Origin of the sequence: Bacillus sp. 22446 (genome assembly GCF_052044955.1) — a bacterium.
Classification (GTDB): Bacteria; Bacillota; Bacilli; order Bacillales; family Bacillaceae; genus Bacillus; species Bacillus altitudinis.
The window spans coordinates 93,870-117,229 of sequence record NZ_JBQEOD010000007.1 but is presented as its reverse complement, the minus strand read 5'-3'; the positions used below and the strand labels follow the sequence as shown (position 1 = coordinate 117,229).

General features: G+C 41.5%; 18 protein-coding genes and 1 riboswitch. Of the genes, 4 read left to right on the top strand and 14 right to left on the bottom strand.

Features of this window, described 5'->3' with window-relative positions:
• Positions 1-4: 4 nt before the first annotated feature.
• The 12 genes from ACTJJD_RS14285 to ACTJJD_RS14230 all read right to left on the bottom strand — a co-directional run bounded on the left by ACTJJD_RS14285 (position 5) and on the right by ACTJJD_RS14230 (position 18,142).
• The gene (locus ACTJJD_RS14285) at positions 5-1,636 is read right to left on the bottom strand and encodes a T7SS effector LXG polymorphic toxin (RefSeq protein ID WP_440608571.1); all 1,632 of its coding nucleotides are present in this window, start codon (positions 1,634-1,636) and stop codon (positions 5-7) included.
• A gap of 232 nt (positions 1,637-1,868) precedes the next feature.
• Positions 1,869-3,590 carry a pyruvate oxidase gene (locus ACTJJD_RS14280; protein WP_065459891.1) on the bottom strand — a complete coding sequence of 574 codons (1,722 nt, stop codon included), beginning with the start codon at positions 3,588-3,590 and terminating at the stop codon, positions 1,869-1,871.
• Between the two features lie 70 nt (positions 3,591-3,660).
• Positions 3,661-5,487 (bottom strand): APC family permease, encoded by a 1,827-nt coding sequence (locus ACTJJD_RS14275; protein ID WP_007498061.1) that lies wholly within the window; start codon positions 5,485-5,487, stop codon positions 3,661-3,663.
• Between the two features lie 113 nt (positions 5,488-5,600).
• Positions 5,601-5,748, bottom strand: a riboswitch (cyclic di-AMP (ydaO/yuaA leader).
• A 66-nt stretch (positions 5,749-5,814) separates the two neighbouring features.
• Positions 5,815-7,896 carry a cellulose biosynthesis cyclic di-GMP-binding regulatory protein BcsB gene (locus tag ACTJJD_RS14270; protein ID WP_440608570.1) on the bottom strand — a complete coding sequence of 694 codons (2,082 nt, stop codon included), beginning with the start codon at positions 7,894-7,896 and terminating at the stop codon, positions 5,815-5,817.
• Between the two features lie 4 nt (positions 7,897-7,900).
• Positions 7,901-9,124, bottom strand: coding sequence for a glycosyltransferase family 2 protein (locus tag ACTJJD_RS14265; protein ID WP_411340327.1), 1,224 nt, complete (start codon positions 9,122-9,124; stop codon positions 7,901-7,903).
• A gap of 37 nt (positions 9,125-9,161) precedes the next feature.
• Positions 9,162-10,877 carry a DUF2334 domain-containing protein gene (locus ACTJJD_RS14260; protein WP_440608569.1) on the bottom strand — a complete coding sequence of 572 codons (1,716 nt, stop codon included), beginning with the start codon at positions 10,875-10,877 and terminating at the stop codon, positions 9,162-9,164.
• Positions 10,867-11,718 (bottom strand): GGDEF domain-containing protein, encoded by an 852-nt coding sequence (locus ACTJJD_RS14255; RefSeq protein WP_024720232.1) that lies wholly within the window; start codon positions 11,716-11,718, stop codon positions 10,867-10,869. The genes ACTJJD_RS14260 and ACTJJD_RS14255 overlap by 11 nt, the downstream gene beginning before the upstream one ends.
• Positions 11,699-12,781 carry a glycosyl hydrolase family 8 gene (locus ACTJJD_RS14250; RefSeq protein WP_242731597.1) on the bottom strand — a complete coding sequence of 361 codons (1,083 nt, stop codon included), beginning with the start codon at positions 12,779-12,781 and terminating at the stop codon, positions 11,699-11,701. The genes ACTJJD_RS14255 and ACTJJD_RS14250 overlap by 20 nt, the downstream gene beginning before the upstream one ends.
• A gap of 197 nt (positions 12,782-12,978) precedes the next feature.
• Complete coding sequence (locus ACTJJD_RS14245) at positions 12,979-15,165, bottom strand: DNA topoisomerase III (protein ID WP_440608568.1); 2,187 nt, start codon at positions 15,163-15,165, stop codon at positions 12,979-12,981.
• Between the two features lie 72 nt (positions 15,166-15,237).
• Positions 15,238-16,293 (bottom strand): tartrate dehydrogenase, encoded by a 1,056-nt coding sequence (locus ACTJJD_RS14240; protein ID WP_217967531.1) that lies wholly within the window; start codon positions 16,291-16,293, stop codon positions 15,238-15,240.
• A gap of 99 nt (positions 16,294-16,392) precedes the next feature.
• Positions 16,393-17,325: a DMT family transporter gene (locus tag ACTJJD_RS14235; protein WP_217967532.1), complete on the bottom strand. Its 933-nt coding sequence runs from the start codon at positions 17,323-17,325 to the stop codon at positions 16,393-16,395.
• A complete protein-coding gene (locus ACTJJD_RS14230) occupies positions 17,315-18,142 on the bottom strand; it encodes an AraC family ligand binding domain-containing protein (protein ID WP_138278123.1) in 828 nt (275 codons plus the stop codon). The genes ACTJJD_RS14235 and ACTJJD_RS14230 overlap by 11 nt, the downstream gene beginning before the upstream one ends.
• A 153-nt stretch (positions 18,143-18,295) precedes the next feature.
• Here ACTJJD_RS14230 and ACTJJD_RS14225 point away from each other — a divergent pair, with 153 nt between their 5' ends.
• Positions 18,296-18,970 carry a GntR family transcriptional regulator gene (locus ACTJJD_RS14225; protein WP_217967533.1) on the top strand — a complete coding sequence of 225 codons (675 nt, stop codon included), beginning with the start codon at positions 18,296-18,298 and terminating at the stop codon, positions 18,968-18,970.
• Positions 18,971-19,099: 129 nt separating this feature from the next.
• Positions 19,100-19,396: a DUF3817 domain-containing protein gene (locus ACTJJD_RS14220; RefSeq protein WP_008347156.1), complete on the top strand. Its 297-nt coding sequence runs from the start codon at positions 19,100-19,102 to the stop codon at positions 19,394-19,396.
• Between the two features lie 60 nt (positions 19,397-19,456).
• Here ACTJJD_RS14220 and ACTJJD_RS14215 read toward each other — a convergent pair whose 3' ends face one another.
• Entirely contained in the window at positions 19,457-21,706 is a 2,250-nt protein-coding gene (locus ACTJJD_RS14215; RefSeq protein ID WP_440608567.1) for a hypothetical protein, read from the bottom strand.
• Positions 21,707-21,866: 160 nt separating this feature from the next.
• Between ACTJJD_RS14215 and ACTJJD_RS14210 the strand changes: the two genes are divergently transcribed.
• Both ACTJJD_RS14210 and ACTJJD_RS14205 read left to right on the top strand, forming a co-directional pair.
• On the top strand, positions 21,867-22,085 hold the full coding sequence (locus ACTJJD_RS14210; RefSeq protein WP_035390420.1) for a hypothetical protein: 219 nt from the start codon (positions 21,867-21,869) through the stop codon (positions 22,083-22,085).
• A gap of 13 nt (positions 22,086-22,098) precedes the next feature.
• On the top strand, positions 22,099-22,281 hold the full coding sequence (locus ACTJJD_RS14205) for a hypothetical protein (RefSeq protein ID WP_008347162.1): 183 nt from the start codon (positions 22,099-22,101) through the stop codon (positions 22,279-22,281).
• A 593-nt stretch (positions 22,282-22,874) separates the two neighbouring features.
• On the opposite strand, the gene ACTJJD_RS14200 is transcribed toward ACTJJD_RS14205, so the two are convergent.
• Positions 22,875-23,297: a pyridoxamine 5'-phosphate oxidase family protein gene (locus ACTJJD_RS14200; RefSeq protein WP_008347166.1), complete on the bottom strand. Its 423-nt coding sequence runs from the start codon at positions 23,295-23,297 to the stop codon at positions 22,875-22,877.
• Positions 23,298-23,360: the final 63 nt, after the last annotated feature.

Genomic DNA, 23,360 nt, shown 5'->3' with positions numbered 1-23,360 from the left:
CACATTAAGGTTGTTTTGTAGCATCCGGAAAAATAGTTCCTACTTCTCCATTGGTTTTAATAACTCCAACTCTTACTCCTTTATATTCACCAAAGATAGCCACTCCATTTTCCACTTTAGAAAAATCAGGTGACTCAACAATTTTGGCACCCGCTGCCGCAATATCAGATTCTGTCCAGTTTTCTGGGAACCAAGATTGGTTAGAACCTGTTCGTTTTGCTTTCACCTTATGACCAGGCACATTCCCTATCCTAACACCGTTCTCATATACTTTATTTATATTATATTCTATATTATTTTCTTGTAAGAATTTTATATTGTGTTGTCCGTGTCCTCCACCCTTCATTTTTGAAATATCCCCTGTTTTAGGGTTTGTTGTGAAATCTCCTTTATTAGAATGTTTAATGCTATTTTCAGGTATTTTACTTAAACCACTTGTTTTTTTAATCCCCATCTTCCCATGAAACCCTTTCGCCCCAAACGGTAAAAGCATCCCTAGCGCCGCATTCATACTCGCTTCCTGCTGTTCTTTCGAGACTTTATTTCCAAACATATCTCGACCCGTAATCGCTTCGCTGAAGCCGTTTGTTGCGGTGAGTCCATATAAGCCTTTTTGAGATGTTTTCAGGGCGTCAAAAGACTTCTGTGATGTCTTGTAAATGTCGACTGCTCTAACTGCGGCAGACGTGGCTTGAGTCGTTTTATAGACGGCTTTTCCACCTTTGAAAATGCGTCCTGCCCAGCCGACAATCGGGATGTAGCCTGCTGCTGCCATGCCACCTGCGGCGACTCGCTGTCCTGCGGTGAGTTCTTCACCTGTGATCGGATCAACGCCCGTTGCGGCGCGTTTTGCATCGTTCACTCCTGTCAGTTCATTGACGATATTTCCTCCGTAATCAAGAGCTTTTTCATACCACGGACGGTTGGCGAGTGCTTCTTGTTCCTTTGCGATCTTGCGGGCTTCTTCTTGATCTTTTTTGATTTTTAGATATTCAGAAGTTTGCTTCTCAATATCGCTTTTTGCCTTGTAGATTTCGCTATTTTGATACGCTTTCTTGTCAAAATTCATAGGCGAAATGGATTTTCCGTCATTTGTCGCATTCATCATTTCTGCGTACAATGCCATTGTAGCCTTCTCCTCAGTCTCTGACAAAGCATATTCATCTTTTAGATTTTGATCAAGTTCTATTAAATCTTTAACCGTTTTCTTGCGTTCATCTTCCGCATCTGCAATCTTTTCGTCAAAGGTTTTACTATCAAATACCTCCAGAGAAATGAGGTCATCAATATCTTGAAAAATCGTTTTGAGTGCTTTTTTTTGATCCTTTACAATGCTTTTGGCGTTTTTGATGCCCATATGTACAGCGTTGTCTAAAAAGTGTTCTTCTACAAAGGTATCGCCGCCAAAGTTTGTATCATCAAGCGTTCCAGAAACACCTTCATGAAAGGCTTTTTGCTTATCAATAAAGCTGATGAACATGTCCACATTTCCGGCGAGTTCTTTGTAGAAGCTTTTAATATTATCGGCACCTTTTCCAGTAAAGTCATCACCTAGATTCGTCACGCCCTGTAGCGCTTTTTTTAAATCAACCATTTCTTCACGGAGTGCCTGATAGTGTTTCGCCCTTGTATCCATGGCACTGGTTAGTGCTTTTGCATCAAGTATCTTACCCAGAAAAATCCACTCCCTCCATTATTGATCATAAAGTCTATTTTACCTTTCTCATCGAATTGGAAAAATAGGCTTTAAGTTACAAAAATCCAGTCTGGATATTTTTATACAAAAGAAAACAAGTGACAATTGAAATGTTTTTCCTTGTTCAACAAAAAAGTCAGTCCCCCTAATTGGAGGACCGACTACCTGCTGTTTAGAAAAAGCGTTTGAGGCTTTTCTTGAGTGGAGGGATATCCAGCTCACCTTTTTCAAAGAATTTTTTCAATAAATATTTACTAAAGCCTGCTGCTTGTGTGTATGTGATTTTCCCAGGTAACGGTGGTTCATTGGTCACCGCAACATCAATGATCACAGGTTTCTCAGCTTGAAGTGCTTGATCAAAGGCTGGTGCTAGTTCTTCATGTGATGACACCGAGATTCCTTTACCACCGCATGCTTCTGCAAATTTTGCAAAATCAATATCTTCCAGCTCTATACCATAGTTGATGTTGCCTTTTACCTGTTGTTCATATTCAATCATACCAAGGTTGTTGTTGTTTAAAATCACAACGACAATTGGCAGTTTATATTTTACCGCCGTCACAAAATCTTGCATCACCATTGTGAAGCCTCCGTCACCACAGACAGCAATGGCTTGGCGGTTTGGTTCGTTTAATTTAGCTGATATTGCGCCAGGTAAACCACAGCCCATTGTGGCAAGCCAGCTGGAAATAATGAAATCCTGCTGCTTCATTTGGAAATGACGTGCCATCCATACCGTCACATTACCGACATCAACTGAAAGAATGGCATCATCATCGACCGCTTCTTCTAATCTAGCGATGACTTGTTGCGGTTTAAGCGGTGATGTGGCAATAGATTTTTCCTTATCCATTTCTTCTCGCCACTTCATCATATGCTCTGTACAAGCTTCAAGGAAACCGCGCTGCTCTTTATATTCAATATAAGAGGTTAGTTCATGAAGACCATTTTTACTGTCACTTACAATCCCCACTTCTACTGGATATCTTTTACCGATCTGATCCGATTTGATATCCAATTGAATGGCAGGTGTGTCTTCCGGTAAGTAATCCCTATATGGGAAGGAGGTTCCAAGCATGATTAATAAATCGCACTCTTCCATCGCTTCATATGCAGGCTTCGTCCCGATCTGACCTAGGTTCCCTAAAAAGTATGGATGCCTGTCTGGAACAACACCTTTTGCAGGAAGTGTAATGACGATCGGTGCAGCTGCCTTTTCTGCAAACGAAAGAAGCTCTTCTTTTGCATTTCTTAATCCTTTTCCTGCTAAGATGACTGGCTTCTTCGCATTGTTAATGAGTTGAGCAGCCTTTAGCAGTTGATCTTTCTTGGGCCGCACGTCTCCCTCTACGTAAAGAGGAGATGTATAAACGGGACTCCGCTTAATTTTCTGAGAAAATAAATCATCTGAGACAGTGAGAACCGCCACCCCTTTATGGGTATAAGCAGCTTTGATGGCTTGATTCAATAAGTCAGGCAGAGCTTCTGCTGTTTGTACTTGCTGATTAAAGACAGCAACATCGTCAAACATCCGCTCTAATTTGATTTCTTGAAATGCATCTCTGCCTACTTCAGTTGAGGCAACCTGCCCTGCAATCGCTAATACAGGTGCACCATCCGCTTTTGCATCGTATAGTCCATTTAATAAGTGGACAGCACCTGGCCCAGCAATTGATAAACAAACACCAAGTTTGCCTGTTAGTTTCGCATCAGCTGCTGCTGAAAGTGCTGCCACTTCTTCATGTCTTGTTTGTATAAATTGAATTTTGCTTGATTCATGCCTTAGTTCTTCGATTAATTCGTTAATACTGTCGCCGGGCATTCCATAAATATGTTTCACGCCCCACTCTTCCAGTAGCGCTGTTACTTCTTTTCCTGCGGTTCTTTGCGGCATGTGAGAAAACTCCTTTTTTCTTACTCCATACCACCGCACCCTTTTGATCAAACGTTTCAACTTGCTCTTGCTACTTTTTAAAGTGATATGGAAGAGTGGCGACAACAATATCCCGTTTCCATAATAAACGGAATCTTAATAAGAAAGCAGATTGATTATGCAAAATGGTGTGCCATCTTTTTTTCGGAATAAATTGAGGGACGAGCACCATCACTCTATATTGATGTGCATTTGCTTTCGCTTCAATCGTTTCAAGAAATTTATCAAGCGGGTGAATGAGACTTCGATAAGACGAATGTAAAATCACAAGACGCACATCACTATTCAGCTTTTCCCAATCAGCTTCAATTTTCTTGTCTTTCTCTTTATCAAACGATACATGAACCGCTATGACCTGGTCTGATAAGGATTTTGCATATTGCACAGATTGTTCGACGACACGTGTGACACCTGCTATTGGGACGATGACCACATTTCCTTTGATTTCGACAGGCTCGGTTTCATTCAATAAACGCAATTGTTCTCCAACAGACAGATAATGTTTCTTAATAGAATGAAAAATAAATAGAACAATTGGCATGAAAACAAATACTGGCCATACAAGGTGAAACTTGGTCAAAATGAGAATCATGAAAACCGTAAATGAAATAAGTGCTCCCACGATATTGATAGGCATTTTCACTTTCCATCCCTGTGGTTTTTCACGAATCCACTTTACACACATACCTGTCTGAGACAAGGTAAATGGAATAAACACACCGACAGCATAAAGTGGAATGAGGTGTTCCGTTTTCCCATCAAATAGCCAAATAAGCAGCATAGAAGCTACACCTAAAAAGATAATACCATTGGAATAACCAAGCCGATCTCCTCTCACTGTAAACATGCGCGGCATATATTTATCTTTTGCTAAGTTGACAGCCAATAATGGAAAAGCTGAAAAGCCTGTGTTTGCCGCTAATATTAAAATTAAAGCTGTGACAGCCTGAATGACATAGTAGAAAAATGTCCGTCCAAATGTGTCTGATGCAATTTGTGACACAACCGTTTCTTCTGGCTTTGGCGAGATGCCAAAACCAAACGCAAGCAATGTCACTCCTACAAATAGAACGGCCAGTAATCCCCCCATCATCAATAAAGTTCTCGCTGCATTTTGTGCAGCTGGTTTTTTAAAGGATGGAATTGTATTAGAAATCGCTTCAACACCAGTTAAAGCAGAACAGCCAGACGAAAATGCCTTTAATAAAAGAAATAACGTGATGCCTGATACATGTGTGCCAAATGCTGTATGTTCAGGTGCTGGCGGCACTTGCCCTGTTAATAGTTTAAACCCGCCCACTCCAATTAAAATGAGCAATGAAAAGACAAATAGGTACACAGGATAAGCCAAAATAGATGCCGACTCTGTCAGTCCACGAAGGTTTAACACCATAATCACTAGAACTAATACGATTGAAATCATGACATGATATGGATATAGAGCTGGAAAAGCCGATGTGATCGCATCGGTCCCAGCAGAAATGCTCACTGCTACGGTTAAAATGTAATCGACGAGTAATGATCCACCAGCAACCAGCCCTGGTTTTTCACCTAAGTTTCTGCTGGAGACGACATACGCCCCGCCGCCTTCTGGATAAGCATAAATAATCTGGCGGTAAGATAGAATTAACGCCATTAAAAGAATTAATACACAACCTGCAATCGGGAGTGAGTACCAAAACGCTGCCGCACTGACAACTGATAGAACAATCAAGATTTGTTCTGTACCGTATGCGACTGACGACAATGCGTCTGATGACAATAATGCCAAAGCTTTGATTTTTGATAGTTTTTGTTCTCCTGCTGCCTGTGATTTTAATGGTTTACCAATTAAAATACGCTTCATCAAACTGTACATGTGTTGCCCGCTCCTTTAGTGTCAAACGATTTGAGTTACAAAATTTTGGATCGCCAAAAAGACACAGAGGCAATAGAATGCCCCTGTGCCTATTGTTTAGATCACAGGTTGGTCTTTGCTCTCTTTAACGCTTACGAGGTTAGCTGACGGATTCGGGCGCATGAGATTTTGCCCTACCTTAAAAGGATTCACCCCACGTGGTGTTTTATACCACCACAATTGGTTCCCCCGCTCATCGAAATGATTCAGCGATTGGTCTTTTATAAAAGAGATCATACTCCCGTTTGACACCAAAGTAAAGAGATTTTTTCAAGGTCTTTTGATCGTTTAGAACTCAGTCTTTTTACGGTTTTTTCGTACGAAATAGACAATCATCACAAGCACAAAAAGGATGAGTGCAGCGATACACGCAAAGTAAATCCAAGACTCGCTGCTGCTTTGTTTTTCACTTGTTTTCAGACTGCTCGATGTGCTGCTGACGGATTGATGATTAGAAAACACGCCTTTGTTTTTACTCTCTATTGCAACTGTTGCTTTTTCTGTATTTGTTTGAAGAAATTGCATCACTTCATTTGACACGTTAGCTTCAGCTGCAGTCATTCCTGAAAAGACTGTCATTGTCTGTTCTTTATTCCAAACAGATGGCTGCGTCCATACAATTCGAGCCGTTGTTTCGTTGATCATGCCGAAAGAAGATACATCATACTGATCCTTTTTCACCGGAACAACGAGATCGGCTGCTTTTTCTTTCAGAAGAGAGAATGTTTGAATACCTCCGATAAAAATGAGAGGGTGATTTTTCAATTGTTCATTTGTGACTTGAGAAGCTTTTATTAAATGATATTGAGCTACTTCTGGCTGACTAAAAGATTCCGTCAACATGGCCATTTGATTGATTGTTTCACGTTTGATTTGATCTGGTATGATGATCAATGTATTTTTCGAAGTGAACGGGAGCGGCCATGCGGCTAAATCTGGCTTTTCACTCGTTGTTCCTTCTGGTATTTGTAAAGAGCTATTTTTGTCAATGAATATCCAGCCTTCTTCATCCGTATGTCTGCAGGATTCCATGTTTTTAAAACCACTTGTGACAAATTGCAAATCAATATATTCATTTTTTTGAAGTACCTTTGAATCTACTGGAATCGAGACATGATAGAATCCATTCGCATCTTTGTTGCCTAGTTTTGTTAATGGTACGTCGTGCGGTTCGTCATTGATCATAACAGTTAACCGTTCTGTTTTGCTTGCTGCAGTATCAGATTTTTTGAATGAAAGATTGAGCTTTGCACCAGATTTTTGGTTAGCCAGTAGCGCTTTCGGATAATAGTAGTGGTCGGATGCCGTCTTGTTGGTCCCAACCGTGACATCATCTCCGCCAAAATCTTTCAAACGAATCTTGTGAGATGGTTTAGACGTTTGAGCTGCAGTCTTTTGAATCAGTAAGTCCGTTCCAGTCAGTTGACCCGTTAATTCTGACTGAGTCAGAACATTGATTTTTTCAGCAATTGTCACAGGTTTTTCCGCTGTCACAAATAAAATGGGCTGTTCTGTTTTCTTTGCTGTCAAAGTTCTCATCGCTAACGTAAGATGACTGCTTTTTGTTTTAATTCCTGCAGCTTGTTCAATCGTTTTCAATCGTCCATCCCAGCTTCCTTTAGCTCCCACAGCAATCGTTGGGTGCGTCACTTGCTTGATGTCCTTTTCTTGGATAAGTTTGATCTCTTTTTGGCGATCTTTGTTTTTCAACGTACGGTATACTTTGATGGCTGCTTCTAATTCAGCTCCATCCGGTGAATTAGGAATTACAATGTCTGTCTGTTCTTTCTGATCACCCGTTTGAATAAAAGGTGATGGAAAGTTGTCTAATGCGAGGTCTTTCTTTTGAATTCCTTTGAATACAAGTTCACTTTCAGGATACACTTTTAGCCAATTGGCAGGTGTCTCTTGGTTGATACACACGCCTTCTTTTAAAACACCATAAAATGTGACCTGAATGCGGTGAGTACCTTTTTTCAATTGTGCTTTGTTCAACTTGATTTGAATCGACTTCTTCTGGTTTTTCCCTGATACAGGGATGGTCTTTTCGATCTCTCCATCAATCATAACAGTGAATGAGGAAGGTGAAATCAATAATGGTGAAGCCTCTATATTGAACGTCAATGTGCTTGACTCTGTTTTTTCCTGATCCACTTGATAGGTAAATTCAGTGCGGTCTTCTTGCCCATATAAGGTCACTACGTCTTCTGATAGATGCTGCGTTTTTGTTTTGCTTTCTTTTGAAAAATGAATCCACTCATCTTTGACTTGAACTCGGTTGGATTGCGCCATTGCTTGACCTGCCAGGAAAAAAGGCTGGATCGCTAAGGATAATCCTAATATATAAATCAACCATTTTAACGATTTCAATATGTCACCCGCTTTTCTTTTGTTGTTGATTGTAACGCTCGGTTTTGTACCATTTCACTTCTTGTTTCAATAATCGGCTTTTCACCTCTACACATAAGGAGTACACGACAAGCGCAATCCATACTTGGGAATAGGTAAAGTACATGAGAACGACAATGAGAATGTTTTGTTTGGTCAGCTCTGTTTTCTCTATGCTTAACGTAATCATCACTTCTGTTAAAAAGAGGAAGAAGGCTAACCCCCATAGGATGAGTGCCACAGCTCCCACAGATAAGTGAAGATCAACGAATAAGTTTACGATAAAAATGCCATTGGAGAGCAGTACACCAAAGAAAAATAAGAAATACGTAAAGAAAAAATAGAATAAATCGAAAATCATTCGTTTTCGTTTTAATTTCATAAATTGCCTTAAAAATTTGAGCACAACATATTGGTTGCCTCTAGCCCAGCGTGTTCTCTGCCGCCACCAGACTTTCCATGTTTCAGGCTCTTGTTCCCATGTAATCGCAGCAGGAAAGAACCGAATCACATAGCCCAGATTATACACACGAATTGTTAATTCAGTGTCTTCAGCTAGTGCATGGACATCCCAGCCGCCAAGCTCTTCTAAAATGTGCCGGCGGATCGCAAAGTTGGTGCCTGGTATCGTCGCAATGCCAAACCATTTCCATCTCCCGCCTTGCGCCATCCACTGGAAGCAGATCGTTTCTATGTTAATGAATTTTGTCAGGAGGTTTTTGGCTGCATTGATGACCCTGAATTTCCCGACAACAGCACCTGCTTTAGGATCATTCAATAATCCAAGAACCAAATGGTAGACGGCTTTCTTTTCAGGCATATTATCTGCATCGTATACACAAATAACGTCTCCTGTCGAAGCCTTCAAGCCTTCATTCAGTGCAGTAGATTTCCCCTTCCCTGCAAATGGCGGCTTTGTTTCAATCATATGAACATGATCGTATAGCTCACTAAATGATTGCACAATCTCCCCTGTACGATCAGAGGAATTGTCATTAATCACAATGATTTCAAGAAGGTGTTTGGGATAGGATAACTGGACCATGGCTTTTAGCGTCTGCCGAATGACCACTTCTTCATTATGTGCTGGAATGAGAATGCTGACGGTCGGCAGATCTTTCCCTTGTTTCGTCCATTTAGGCAGCACTTTTTCGTAAGTTAAATAGTGCTGAAAGCCTCCCTGCATCAGAAACATATGATATAGGAGCATGATCCAAATCAGTATTAATGATAGGTAAAATAAGATATCAGCCACCTGATTTTCTCTCCTTAAAGATCCGTTTTTTCATCGTCAGCCTTAAATACAATGTGTAAAAAGCAAATGCCACAATAAAGAGCAGCACCACCATTGTGAGTATTCGAAGCATATTTTCCATCCCGCTTCGTTTGTTTGTTTTTGGTTCAGCTATATTGGATTGCTTTATTTGAATCTGTCCATTTCCTGCTGTTTTGATCTGGACATTCTGAGTTTGAACAGTCTGTTTTGTTTTCTTTAAATCTAGCCATTCACTAGAAGGGATCGCATCCATTTGTGTGATTACATCTTGCAGCCCATCTATCCCCGCTTCCACATCATAGGACAGCCCAATGGCGGCGGATTGGATATGCTGCATGGATTGAATTGTCTGCTCTGTCAGTATGTTTGCACCTTCTTGGTCAGACGCTGTATCTATAGACTGTTCAGGATATAAAGTCATGCCATGAAGCATGGCGGGTGTCGACAAAAACGGTGATGCACTTCTTGTTTTCCATGTACGGTCTGAGAGCTGCACCTGTCCAAATAGACTGGACACATGGCGGGAAATCACTTCATAGCCTTGCAGGGAAATGGCGTCATTTGGCACTTCAAATGCAAGCGGATATAATCCCTGCTGCGCGAGCAGTTCAATGCCTTTTGTCAGCTTTTCTTCTGTATAGATGGCTTCTTGATGTTGAATGGATGTGATATACGCATTAAAACCTTTTTCATTCGGAAAAAAGCTTTTGTTCAGCTGCTGATCAGCTTTCTCTGGTTCATTTGACGTAACGGGCTGATCGTACTTTACATCCCAGAATTCAAAGCCTTTACCCGACTCCTCCGTTCGATACGTACGGCTAAACCCATGAAGAACGACACTAGCTCCATTGCTTTGCAATTGTGTTAACACGTGGACAAGTTTAGGCCGGTCACTGAGCGTCACTTCATCCCCTGTTGCTGGATCAATCCATATAGGGGTCACCGCCAGCAGAAAAGGGATATGGCGAGCTGTTACGTATCGTCCAAGTTCAAGTAACTGCTTCTCATCCGTGACGGGGTTAATCTTCCCAATCTGTAAGTACTTTGTCGTCGTTTGATTAGAAGCCGGCAGGAGACTTTCCAGCACCTCTGCAAGCAGCTTGTCGTGCTGAAGGATATTTAGCAATCCGACATATGCCGCACCTTCTTTTGTTTGAATCACAAATGGCTGTTCAGCTTGATTTTTCTTCAATAAGAATTTACGTTGCAGATCTGTCCCTTGAACTGTCTGAGCTGTGATTCCTCTCTCTAGCTGACGGTATTCTTGATCATCAGTATCTTTGATTTGACTGATGTGATCTTGTTTGTGAAAAGTAAGCTTGGAGAATGGACGAAGCTGTTCCGCATTGTATCCTATTGCGATTAAGCGTTTTGATTCGTTTATAAGACGAATGGTTTGTGCTTTCAACGTTCTCTTTTCTTCACCTATATAGATAACTAGCTGAGAGTCATTGAGGTTCTTTTCAGTGATTTGTTCATCAGATAAAATGGTCGTTCGTGCGGAAAAATGCCCCACAAGTACATCAAGCATATGAACAGTTGGCGTTGTCTCACCTGATTGTGTGGAATAGACGATGAGGGTCCTGGACTCTTTCTCAAGTGCACTGGCTGATGTACTGTCTTTGATTGAAAGCATAGAGAAAAGAACGATTAACAAACAACATTTCGTCAAAACATTAAAGTTCATTCATCATCATCTCGTTTTCTAGTTCTTCTAAAAATTGCTCTGGTGTCCGATAATCCGAGCTGCTTGTTAAATGACAGACATGAAAGGTTAAGGTCACTTCACGGCCATTTAGCAGGACATGCGTTTGCAGTTTGTCCTTTAGCTTATCAAGAACGATCGAGACATTTTCTTCAGGTGTGTGAGTGAGCAAGAGACCCATTCGTTCTTCGGATAATCGAAATTTCTTATCGGTTTCTCTCACACTTTCGCGAATCTTCATACTGAGTTGCTGGAAAAGATGTTGCATTTCTTTTTCTCCATATAATGTTTTGAATTCCGCTGAGTAGTGCATATGAAGAAGGATAAAGACGAATGGCTGTTTGTATCGTTCTGCTCGTTTCATTTCCTCAGACAACTCGAGTCTCATCCGCTCTGCATTGTCAAATCCTGTGGTTGAGTCAATCGCTACAAATTGTTTGATGGCCCTCTTTTGTTGGTCAATGGTGTAACGCATCGTTTTTATTCGCTCATGCACGTTTCCAGCAGAAATAGCAAAAAAGAGAAGCGCCACGCCCCATATCACGACATCTTGCAACGTTTGATGAGAAAAGAGTGAATTTGTGTGACCAAGCTCTGTAAAGAACATCCCGCTTCCTATAAAGAACAAAATCAACAAAGTAAAAACCAATGCTGGCAAAATACCAAATAAAATGCCGCATCCTATCACGACAAATGTGAGTGTGATGATCATGACACTCTCCGCATCACGTCCATTCAAGTAGCCCATAAATAAAATGAGTCCCGCAAACGTGAGGAGCACCGTATAATACGTGCGATAGGTGTTACTGAATAACCTTTTCATTTAGAAGCTCCCTTTCTGCAATTAGAGGCAATAAATTATCAAATGAGTGTGTATCTTTTTCGTTCATATAGCCTCCGTAATAAGGCTTGAGAGGATCTTGGATTTGCAGCTCTTTCATTCGGTGATAGACGTCTTTTGCAAAATCATCTTCTCCTTGTTTGAGTGCATATAAGATCACCAGTGCATAGACTGAAGGCGATTCATACGTCACTGCTGGCTGTAATGTGCTCAGTTTATATCGTCCATACAGTTTTCCTTCCTTTTGGAAGTTGGTTTTCAGCCATTTCATGATGACTGTTGTATCAACCTGTGCACGTTCGGCATAAAGAGCCGTATAAAGCTGGTCGATCAAGTTGATTTCCTGATCAAATGAGTAGACTTTCTTCGCTATGTCATAGGATTTTGGAAAAAATCCTTTTTGTCTCGGTGCATTTTTTAGAATGGCCAATTGGTTGTTCATCATTTTTTCTGTGAATAGGTGGAGGGATACTAGTTCTTTGATTGCTTTTGGGTCAAGATATGAAAGTGTGATTGTGTGTGAAGTTTGTTTTGTCGATGCATCATAATAGTCGGTCAACATACCCTTGAACATGTTTTTGTCTTTTAACGCTTTTGCGATTTTTTTGGCTGTGGTTTGATACACTGACTTCTGCCACAATTGATCTGCTTTTTGAAGCGCTGTTACTGCACGTAAGTCATCAACTAAAGCATTGACTTTGCTTTTTTGATGAGATTCGATTTGCCAGCTAAGAAGATCATGTTCCAGTAAGAATTGAGTGCGCAGGACGTCTACCTGTTGATCAAAAGATGTTTGATCTTTTTTTCTAACAAGATAATCCATCCAAAGTCCGAGCGATTCTGATAAGTAAGTAGGCTGCTCCGCAAGCGAGGTGCGAATCATGCCTTGATCTGTCATTAAGTGATGCGTAATAAAATATTCTCCTGACAATACTGGTTTTGCAGGTTCTGATTGAGCTGGCACCTGCTGCTGTTTCCAGGTACATCCGCCTAGTAAAATGACAATAAGTATAGCGATAGACGTACGATATATGGGTGTGTCCATTCGTGTCCCCTTTCAATCCTTGTTCTCTCTAAGCATCTAACGATTTATTATAGAGCGTTTCTGTTTAAATGAAAATAAATATTTTATACCAAATTACGAGTCTTTTCGCTTACATATTCCCATTTACAGAAAAACAACATGTCAAAATACTCGAACAAACAAAAAACCCATGCGAATTCACATGGGTTTTTACACAACTATTGATCTAATTTTAGTTTCTTTAATTGTTCTGCAAGTGCGTTATTGATTGGTTCTTCCACTTTCTTTTGTTTCTTCATATATTTGGACACATCGTGCTTACTGGCTCGTTTTTGATTGGATTGTGATTTGCGTTTTTCGAAAACAGACAGTTTCTCTCTATGACCACAAACACAGGCAAATATTTTGCCATCACCTTCTCCTCGAAGCTCAAGCTTTTTATGACAGTTCGGGCAGCGTGCATTTGTTTTCTTTGCCACATTTTTTCGATGTCCGCATTCTCTATCCTGACAAACAAGCATGGTGCCGTTTTTCCCGTTCACTTTTAACATGAGTTTTCCGCAGTCAGGGCAATGTGTGCCTGTCATGTTGTCATGCTTAAAGGTTTGGTTCGTTTGTTTGATTTCAGATACGGCTAGTTTTGCATATGACTTCATTTCACTCATGAATTGAGAAGCTTTCAATTGGCCTTTCGCAATTTTAGAAAGCTTTTGTTCCCATTCCGCTGTTAACGCAGGTGACTTTAAATCTTCAGGTACTAAAGAAAGTAGCTGCTTCCCTTTCGATGTGATGAAGATGTCTTTGTCTTTTTTTTCAATTAAGAAGCTGTTAAACAGTTTCTCAATGATATCAGCTCTAGTTGCCACTGTCCCCAATCCACCCGTTTCGCCAAGGGTTTTCACTAAGTCTTTTTCCTTGTTCTCCATAAATGCAGACGGGTTCTCCATGGCAGATAAAAGGGTCGCTTCGTTAAAACGAGCAGGAGGTTTCGTTTCGCCTTTTGTCTCTTTTAATTGGCGTACGTCAAGTGACTGCCCCTCTGTTAATGCCGGCAAGTGCTGATCTGCTTCGGCTGATTCCTCGTCTTCATAGGAATCATCGTACACGGCTTTCCAGCCGGCTGATTGCACAATTTTTCCTTTCGCTGTGAATGTCTCACTGCCGATCTTGGCGATCACTGTTGTTTCCTCATATTCAAATGGGGTCATCAGTACAGCAAGGAATCGCTTGGCAATCAGGTCATATAATTTACGCTCTTTATCGCTTAATGCACCTGGATACAGCTCTTCCTCGGTTGGAATGATCGCATGGTGATCTGACACTTTGGCATCGTTGACGAAACCTTTATGTGCTTTAATGCCTGATTGTAAAATGCGATTCACATGCTGCGCGTAAGGTCTAACGTTCATTCCTTTGAGTCGATCTTTTAATGTAGACACGATATCTGCCGAAATGAAACGTGAATCCGTACGCGGGTACGTGACGAGCTTATGCTGCTCATACAGACGCTGAAGTGTAGACAATGTTTCTTTTGCTGAAAAACCGTAGCGTTTATGGGCATCACGCTGCAATTCTGTCAGGTCATACAATCCTGGAGCAAAGGATTTTTTCGCTGTTTTTTTCAGTGCATCAATCACTGCAGGTTTTCCTTTACAGGCTGCCAAGCGCTCCTTCACTACATCTTCTTGGAATGTACGGTTTTGTTTTGTCTTTGCATCCTGCCAAGTCAGCGTCAGTCCGTCTACTTGTGCAGTCAGCCCAAAGAACGGCTTCGGCTGGAATTGCTGAATGTCTTCCTCTCGCTTGGCGATCATAGCAATCGTTGGCGTTTGCACACGTCCACAGGATAACTGCGCATTGAACTTCGTTGTCAGCGCTCTTGTTGCGTTGATCCCTACAATCCAGTCTGCCTCTGCACGCGCCACCGCCGAGCGATACAGGTTATCATACTCTCTGCCGTCTTTTAATCGTTTGAACCCTTCTTGAATGGCTTTGTCTGTAACAGACGAAATCCATAGGCGTTTTAGAGGCTTTTTCACATGTGTTTTTTCAAGAATCCACCTTGCCACAAGCTCCCCTTCACGTCCAGCATCTGTTGCGATGACAATGTCTTTTACATCTTTTCTCGCCAGCTGCGCTTTGACCGCTTGGAACTGCTTCCCTGTCTTTTTCATCACGACAAGCTTGAGTGGTTCTGGAATAATGGGTAAATCCTCTAGGCGCCAAGATTGAAATTCTTTCCCGTAGCCTTCTGGATCAGCCAGTGTCACCAAGTGGCCAAGCGCCCACGTGACGATGTATTGATCTCCTTCTAAGAAACCATTTCCTTTTTTATGACACTTCAGTACGCGTGCAAGGTCACGTCCTACTGAAGGTTTCTCTGCTAATACAACTGTTTTTGACACGAAATTTCACATCTCTTTCTTCTATCCATCCTTTTATTATAGCAGACGTGGAGATGCGGTTCTAATGACGGATTATTTCTTCAATCGTTTAATGATTTCGTTTGTGACCTCTTGTGTTTGATAGGCTCCGCCGATATCTGCCGTTAAAAAGCCGTCTGCTGTGACAGATTCAATCGTATCGAGAAGGTGTGTGCCTAATTCTTCCTCTCCGAAATGATCAAGCATGAGTTTAGCGGTCCAGATTTGTCCAATAGGGTTCGCGATGCCTTTTCCAGCGATATCTGGTGCTGATCCATGTACTGGCTCAAACATAGATGGATATTTACCATTTACATTGATATTGGCTGCTGGTGCGACGCCAATACTACCCATTATGGCGGCACCAAGATCCGTCAAAATGTCACCAAATAAATTGCTGGCGACGATGACATCGAATTTCTCTGGTCTTGTGACAAAGAAGGCTGAGAGCGCATCAATGTGCTGAGAATCTGCCTCCACCTTAGGGTAGTCCTTTGAGACGTCTTGAAACACTTCATCCCAAAATGGCATTGTATGAACGATGCCGTTTGACTTTGTTGCACTTGTTACATGCTTTCGTCTCTTTTCTGCTAATTGAAAAGCAAAATGCATCGCACGTTCTGTCCCTTTTCTAGAGAAGACGGCATTTTGAATCGCAAGCTGATCCTCCCCTTGATAGATGCGGCCTCCAATTTCACTATATTCACCTTCACCGTTTTCTCTTACAACAAGAAGATCGAAATTCTTTGGGTGAGCAAGCGGGGAGCGAATGCCGCTCAGCTGTTTTGCCGGTCTAACGTTGATCACCTGCTCAAATTCACGTCTAATTTTAATGAGCAATCCCCAAAGTGATACATGATCCGGCACTAAATTGGCATCTCCGACTGCTCCTAAGAAAATGCTGTCAAAGGCTTTTAGTTGTTCCAATCCATCCTTTGGCATCATTTCGCCATGCTCTAAATAATACTCACAGCTCCACGGAAAGTCCTGAAAGGTGAAAGACAGACCGCCATGCACATCTGATACCGCTTTCAAAACTCGAATAGCTTCAGGCACAACTTCCTTTCCAACCCCGTCACCTGGTATCGCTGCAATTGAAACATGCTTCATTGATTTTTCCCCCTTTGTTATCGGTCGACCGTCGACCGTTTCATTTGAGTTTACTAAATAGTGCGTGTTCTTACAATGGACAAAAGACGCTTTTTTTGATCAAAGCGCCTTTTTATCCTGCATCAGCACATGGGGCTTCTGTTTCTTTCTTCCCGCACTTTTTTTATCTGAAAGCAGCAAACCTCCTAAGGTCAGTGCTGTTCCAAGCCCAGACATGAAGGTCAAGCTCTCGTGAAGAACGATCATTGAAATGATCATCGTGATAATAGGCACTCCATAAATATACACACTTGATTTCACCACTCCGATCGTCTTCACGGAAAAGCTCCATGTCAGAAAACAAATAGCAGATGCAAAGACGCCTAAAAACAGCAAGTGGAAGGCAAACGATGGATTGGTCAACCGCTCCCAGTCTAAACGAACCTTAAAATGCCAGATCAGTGGAATCATCCATAGCAGTCCGTAAAAGAAGACACGCCTTGTTACCTGAATGATATGGTAGCCATATTGGTTGATCATCTTCGATAAAATGGAATAGAATGCCCAGACGATGGTTGCTGTTAATGCTAAGGCATCACCGAGTGGATTCAATTGAAACGTCGTCATTCCATTCATGCTAATCAGCACGATTCCCGTCATCGCGATGAAAAAGCCTATGAAAAACCGGCTGTGCAGCGGCTCATCTTTTAATAAAAAATAAGCCAATAAAAAAGAGAAGCATGGGACAACGGAGCTGATGACACCTGCATTCGAAGCGAACGTATAAGTAAGTGCGACATTTTCTAAAAAGTAATATAAGACCACACCGCATAAACCTGCCAGCGCAAACATCCCTTCATGCTTTTTACTTTGCACCTTCATCGTAAACGGATAGATGATCATCAGAGCCAAGTACCCTATAAAAAAACGGAAAAATAAAATCTCTGTTGGAGAAAAAGCCGTTAATAATATTTTGGTAGAGATAAAGGTAGATCCCCATAAAAAAATGGTGAACATGGCCGCTAAATGACCGAGCAGCTGTTTATTTTTCATCAGCTGTTACCTGCTTTACAAAAATTTGCTGATACTGCCCTGGCGTGAGCCCAATAAATTCTGAAAAGAAATGACTCAAATGACTTTGATCAGAAAATCCAGCGGAGGCAGCCGCATCTACAGGCTTCACTCCTTGGGCGAGAAGCTCCTTCGCAAAGTTCACTCTGACTGTCTGTAAATAACGATACGGCGTGATGCCTCTAAACTTTGTAAAAGCACGCAGCAATGAATATTTGTTCATGGACACAAGCTCGCCTAAGTCATCTAACGATATATTTTCCGTGAGGTGTGTTTCGATATATTGCTGTACGTCTCGGACTTTTTGTTCGTTGGCACGTGTGGCTGATGCTTTTTCCTCTGAGGTATCAGCATAGGCTTCAATCAATTGTTTCATAAAGAAATAGAAGGTTTCCTGTTTATTCAAAGCAGGAGCTTCTTCTGTGATCATTTGATGTAGATCATATAATGGCTTTGTTAGTTCACTTTGTGAAAACACAGGGGCTTTAAAATGCGGTTTGTGCTGAAAGACCTTCTCTAGCACACCTGCTTCAATATTTAAGCAGCGATAATCGAGTGTCCTGTGATCAATTTGTTCACATGCGTGATTATCATACGGATTAAAAAGAAGGATATCACCTTTTTCAATGATGTATTCTTGATTTTGGCAGACCAAACGTCTTTGACCGTCTTCAATAAATCCAATCACATAATATGTATGAAAATGATTCGGGAACTTTTGCATGATGCCATGAAAGCGATATGCCTCTATTTGTAAGTCTTGATCAAAATGTACAGTTCGTTCCTCTTGTGTGTTCATGTCGATCCCTCTTTTCGCTGAACTGATCATAAGTGTAGCACACCCCTTTTCTCTTGGATTGTACGATATTGACTTTTTGATGCAGGCTTGCCTAGAGGGAAAAACTTGGATAACATGAGACAAAAGATGATGTATAAAAGAGGGAATGATGGCATGAATTCATTCGAGATGGAAAGACCAACACCGTATCACATGCAATTTTATGAACAGCTGAAGCAAATGATTTTTGATGGCCAGTTTCAGCCAGGAGAGCGCATCAATGAAACACAGCTTGCCAAACAATTTGGCGTAAGCCGATCACCAGTAAGAGAGGCGATGAGGCTGTTAGAAAAAGACGAGCTCTTAATCGCGGATCATCGATCAGGCTATTCCGTCTATACGTTAACAGAAAAAGATGTAGAGGAGCTTTATCAAATTCGGGTAGCTTTAGAAACACTTGCTGTTGAGCTTGCCTGTAAGGAAGCCGTGCAAAGAGAAATGGATGAAATTGAGCAGGTTCTCACGCAGGCGGACGAAGCGATCAAGCAGCAGCTGCCCTCTAAAGAGATCGTCCAGTTACATGAAGCCTTTCACCAAAAAATCATTTTGGCGAGTCACAATGACCGCTTATCCAAACAATTGAATCACGTAAATGCACTCATTCACTATTGCCGCATTTTTCATTTTAGCGGCGGGGCTCGTGCTGAAATCATTCAAAGAGAGCATGCAGCCATCTATTCTAAAATAAAAAAGCGCCGCTCCACAGAAGCCGTTCAAGCAATGACGGAGCATTTATTGCATGATGTGATGCACTTAAAGCAAGTACTCTCTGAAACAAACAAGGAGTAAAGGACTTTTCCCATTTTTTAAGCATTCCATGAACATATTTTGAATTTTTCGTAGATTTCAGCATGTCCAGACGATCTTTCGTTTATATTAGAAGATGAGAAACTAGCTTTTATACAGGAGGATTTGTATATGCATACAAGTATTAGCCGTCTGAGACAGGCGGGTTTTATTGAGGGTATGTCTCTTTTAACCCTTCTTTTAATTGCCATGCCTCTAAAATATTTTGCGGATATTCCGATGGCGGTCACCATTGTGGGCTCTCTTCATGGCGCATTGTTTGTGATCTATATGCTCATTTTGGCATATGTGACATTTAAAGTTCGCTGGCACTTGAAATGGTCCATCGCTGGTTTTTTTGCGGCTTTCATTCCTTTCGGTAACTTCGCCTACGATAAGGTGCTCCGCCAATATGATACAAAAGCTTAATCAAAAAGGGCTAAAACGAAATTCGTTTTAGCCCTTTTTTTCACGCTGGGGAACGCTTTTTTAAATCGATGCATATTTCACAATGGCTGCTTGACGCGTCATGTCGTGATACGCCACCCATAATTCATCACCAGGCAAGACGCTAGTGATTGGATCGATCGGCTGCTTCACTTCATACATGATGCCATCTCTCTCAACCTGAATGATCGCTAACGGCTGGTTGCCGATGACACCGGAAAATGTGACATGAGTCACTTTTGCACTTCCTTGTTTCTCTTGCATAAGACTGATTTCTTTATCCAGCTCTTCTTGTTTTGTCTGCATCGTGATTTGAGTTCCTGGCGCGACCTCCATATGGTCAGGGATGAATTGACTGACCGTTTTTGTGATGGATTGATCTCCGCTAGAAACCGTCACATCCAGCATAATAGGCTTCTGATCATGAATTGTGACTGGATATTGCTTCACCCGTTGGATCGTTCCTGTTAATGTCACGTCTTTCCCCGAACGATTCCGCACTTCATGCCCATAGGCTGCCATTTTCAACTGACCGCTGATGTCAACGAGATCGGCTTTTTCTCCTGTTCTAAACTCAAAACCAGCGGCTTGAATCATCGGAATGGTATACCTTTTCTGATCTGCTTCAAATGTAAGCGATAAGACGGTGCCTCGTCCTACGGTTCCATATGATTCTATGTTTCTTAAAATAGCGCCTTTGATGAACTTTGGCTCGCTTGGCTGCGAGAAGTCACCCTCTTTTAAGAGCATCGCTTTTTTCTTTTTCGGATTGTAGAGAATGGCGATACGCTGACCCGGTTGCGGTATCTGAGTATAGGATACAACCGTTTTAACCGCCTTCTCGATATTTTCCCCATCATATTGAAATTGAAGCTGCATGTTGACCAGCGGCTGTTCATTGATGTAGGTACCCGTTTCTTTGACAGATACAATATTGGCTTCTAATGTGACACTGTCTTTTATCTTGTTCTTTCTCACCAGTCTCAAAATCGGCGGCAGGAAGATCGCTAGCACAAATAACAGCAGTGGGATAAAGAGCCATATCGCCCAGTTGAGAATGAGTGGTCCGCCCTTCATGACATATTGTATAAAGGTGTCAACAGACGTTTGGTGGGCTGGACTGGCATTTTCGATTGAGATGACCTTTTGCAAAGGAAATTCCTTTAGCTGTTTGCTTTTCGCCTCAAATGCCCCTGTTAATTGGTTGCCAAGTGAATAATAGAGCCAATTGCTCTTCACATTTTTATGAAAAGAGAGATCTTCTTTTTGTAAAGATTCATATGACAACGACTGAAAAAGCTTGCTGGCAGACGTCGCCTTATTCGTGCGATGATTATAAATATAACCAGTCAGCTTGCCTTTTGCTTCGTCCTTTGCTGTAGAGCCTGCAAGAAGAACTTCTTCTTCATTCAGCTGGTAGATAAAGGTTTGGTAAATCGGTTTTGGTGTTGGGACGACTTCCCCAAGCCTTCCCTCTGCATCCACTTTCTTTGGTCTTTTTGGATAGGTGGATTCGACAGCGACAGCAACGTTTTGTGATGATCCGATCGTTTTTTGCAGCTGCTGCACGACTTTATCTTCAATGAGGCTAAACGGTTCAGCACTTTTGGAGACATAGACCCCAAGCTGATGCTTCTCGTTTGAGATTCCGCTGACATACGCCTTCTGGTCATTTTTCAAAGTCAATTCAAACATGGGGAATGGGGTCTGCCCTCTAAAAGAATTCATGACGACATCGATGGAAACAGGTCTTGCTGGCAGCTTCAGCTCGTTGAGATTGTGCACATGAAACTGACCATTCTTTAGCTCACCGAGGACCGCAGCAGCGCCTTCCTTTTCTCCTGTAAACAAGAGTCGTCCATTCCATTGATATGTATTCGTTTTTAAAAATGAGGGAATCTGTAATTTTTGCTTAACGAGCTCTTTCTTTTCCCCGCTCGGCGTTAGTTTCTCGATCAACAGCTGCCCCTCTTTATTTTTTAAAGCAAGTAAGAGGTTGTGACCTTGAGTGGATGGCAGCATTTCATTAAACGTATCGCTTTCCGTGGTCCATTCACTGATTCTTTTTCCTGATTGAGGATCATACATTGCAAAATGGAGCTGCTGGTTTTTTGATACAGCACTCACCACTCGTTTTCCTTCATCGAATGTAAATATTTGTTTGACGTCATATTGCGTCGCTTTCCCTGCTGACAAATCATCTTGGTAATGGTTCCACACCAAGACACTAAGAATGATTGCTGGAATAAAGAAGACAATATACCTGAGGAAAATCACTGGTATTCTTTTCACTTGATCGCTTCCTTTCATGGAGTTCCTTTTTCTTATACGTCAGTGCAGCGAGAATGTTTCATGCTAGCAGAATACCATTCCAACTTTCTAAATCCATATTTTACATATTTGATTATTTACGATAAAATCCAATCAGATTCAAAAAAAGGATGTTATCTCAATGGATAAGCTATCATCGATCATTCTAGCGGCTTGGCTGCGTGTTCCCCGTTGGTTCAAGCAAGGGGTGCTCGTATCTATTACCATTTTCTTTTTTTATATGTGCTTTGTAAAGGGGCTGACTAGCTGGCACACCTTGCCTCCTGTCACTTTGCTCGCATGCGCCATTTGTTCCTTTTTCATCTGGATGGTATGGCTAAACAGTCAAAAAAACAAGTAAAAAGGAGAATTTCATGAAAGAATCCATCTTTTATTTTGCTATCTCTTTTGTTCTTCAATGGGTTTGGTTTGGGGTTGTGCATCCAGATAGAGGTGTGACACTGCTGGACATGTTGATCTTCTCTATTTTGTTTACGGTGATGTTCTTTTTTATTGGCCGGATTTGGAGGTATCAGAAGAAAGGGCGAAGTGAGTAATGATGAAGCATTCCCTCTTTCTGTCGATGAGTGTTCGTTGTTCTATTGTTGGCGGCGGATCTTTTTGAAGGAGATATCATGCGGACGGTGTCCGCTTTTATCTTCCTTTTTCCTATTTTATTGTTTAAAACGTAAAAAGGCTGCCAAATAGATGGCAGCCCGTTTCTTACTCTTTTCATGCAAATAAATAATCAATGTTTAATCTCCGTCACGGAGTGTATGAATTAAGATTCGATCATATCAGTGTGTCATATGTGTTCCGAGTGAACCTACGTTTGAAAGTAAACGCCATGGAAGTTCTGGATAACAAGACAACGAAAGCCCTACCTCTCATTCGTCCTTACGGCTCCGAAGCCGTGCCAGTGTGAATTGTAAATCAAAACGTCTTTTTTCCATTCTTCCGCTTTTATAGGGGGCGGTTGCAGAAGGAAAAGAATAAGTTTGTTCGCTTTGACAGCGTCTCGTTCTTATCAAGTAGAAGCTCTATTGCTTCTCATTATGTCATAGAAAAAAGAAAGTTTACTTTCTTTATTTATTTGCTATTTCAACACTTAATATAAAACTATAACACGTTCCCCCAACTTACGCAAGTGTTAAAGTGATAATTCTGCTGGTGTCCGGTTTCCTTCGTTCATATAACGAATGGAGGTTGGGTCAATCTTAAGGATCACTAGGTTTGGATCATCTTTTCCTTTAAACCATTTCTCCATCTCATCAGACCAAAGGCGGTCGATCAGTTCTGGATCATCAGTTAATGTGGCTTTACCTGCGATTTCTGCATATGTGTCCCCAAATCCTTCACCTGAATAACCAATGAGAATATGAACATTCGGATTTTTTTCAATCTCATCCGCTTTATGTGTTTCTTTGCTTGTTGGTGTATATAATGTCAGCCCTTCATGAAAAAAAGTCATATAGCGGGTATGCGGCTTATCTTGTTCAACAGTCGCCAATGTTCCCACTTTTTGTTCGTCTAATAAGTTCATTACCTTTTGCTTTAACTCTTCTTGTGACATGTATCTTCACTCCTTCAAGATGTCATCCGTACTCTTAGGTTTCCACGACAATCCATTCATTAA

Bases quoted from the DNA above. Each gene is read 5' to 3' on its own strand.
- ACTJJD_RS14285 (WP_440608571.1), bottom strand. From the start codon at position 1,636: ATGGATACAAGGGCGAAACACTATCAGGCACTCCGTGAAGAAATGGTT.
- ACTJJD_RS14280 (WP_065459891.1), bottom strand. From the start codon at position 3,590: ATGCCGCAAAGAACCGCAGGAAAAGAAGTAACAGCGCTACTGGAAGAG.
- ACTJJD_RS14275 (WP_007498061.1), bottom strand. From the start codon at position 5,487: ATGTACAGTTTGATGAAGCGTATTTTAATTGGTAAACCATTAAAATCA.
- ACTJJD_RS14265 (WP_411340327.1), bottom strand. From the start codon at position 9,124: ATGCTCCTATATCATATGTTTCTGATGCAGGGAGGCTTTCAGCACTAT.
- ACTJJD_RS14260 (WP_440608569.1), bottom strand. From the start codon at position 10,877: ATGAACTTTAATGTTTTGACGAAATGTTGTTTGTTAATCGTTCTTTTC.
- ACTJJD_RS14255 (WP_024720232.1), bottom strand. From the start codon at position 11,718: ATGAAAAGGTTATTCAGTAACACCTATCGCACGTATTATACGGTGCTC.
- ACTJJD_RS14250 (WP_242731597.1), bottom strand. From the start codon at position 12,781: ATGGACACACCCATATATCGTACGTCTATCGCTATACTTATTGTCATT.
- ACTJJD_RS14240 (WP_217967531.1), bottom strand. From the start codon at position 16,293: ATGAAGCATGTTTCAATTGCAGCGATACCAGGTGACGGGGTTGGAAAG.
- ACTJJD_RS14235 (WP_217967532.1), bottom strand. From the start codon at position 17,325: ATGAAAAATAAACAGCTGCTCGGTCATTTAGCGGCCATGTTCACCATT.
- ACTJJD_RS14230 (WP_138278123.1), bottom strand. From the start codon at position 18,142: ATGAACACACAAGAGGAACGAACTGTACATTTTGATCAAGACTTACAA.
- ACTJJD_RS14225 (WP_217967533.1), top strand. From the start codon at position 18,296: ATGAATTCATTCGAGATGGAAAGACCAACACCGTATCACATGCAATTT.
- ACTJJD_RS14220 (WP_008347156.1), top strand. From the start codon at position 19,100: ATGCATACAAGTATTAGCCGTCTGAGACAGGCGGGTTTTATTGAGGGT.
- ACTJJD_RS14210 (WP_035390420.1), top strand. From the start codon at position 21,867: ATGGATAAGCTATCATCGATCATTCTAGCGGCTTGGCTGCGTGTTCCC.
- ACTJJD_RS14205 (WP_008347162.1), top strand. From the start codon at position 22,099: ATGAAAGAATCCATCTTTTATTTTGCTATCTCTTTTGTTCTTCAATGG.
- ACTJJD_RS14200 (WP_008347166.1), bottom strand. From the start codon at position 23,297: ATGTCACAAGAAGAGTTAAAGCAAAAGGTAATGAACTTATTAGACGAA.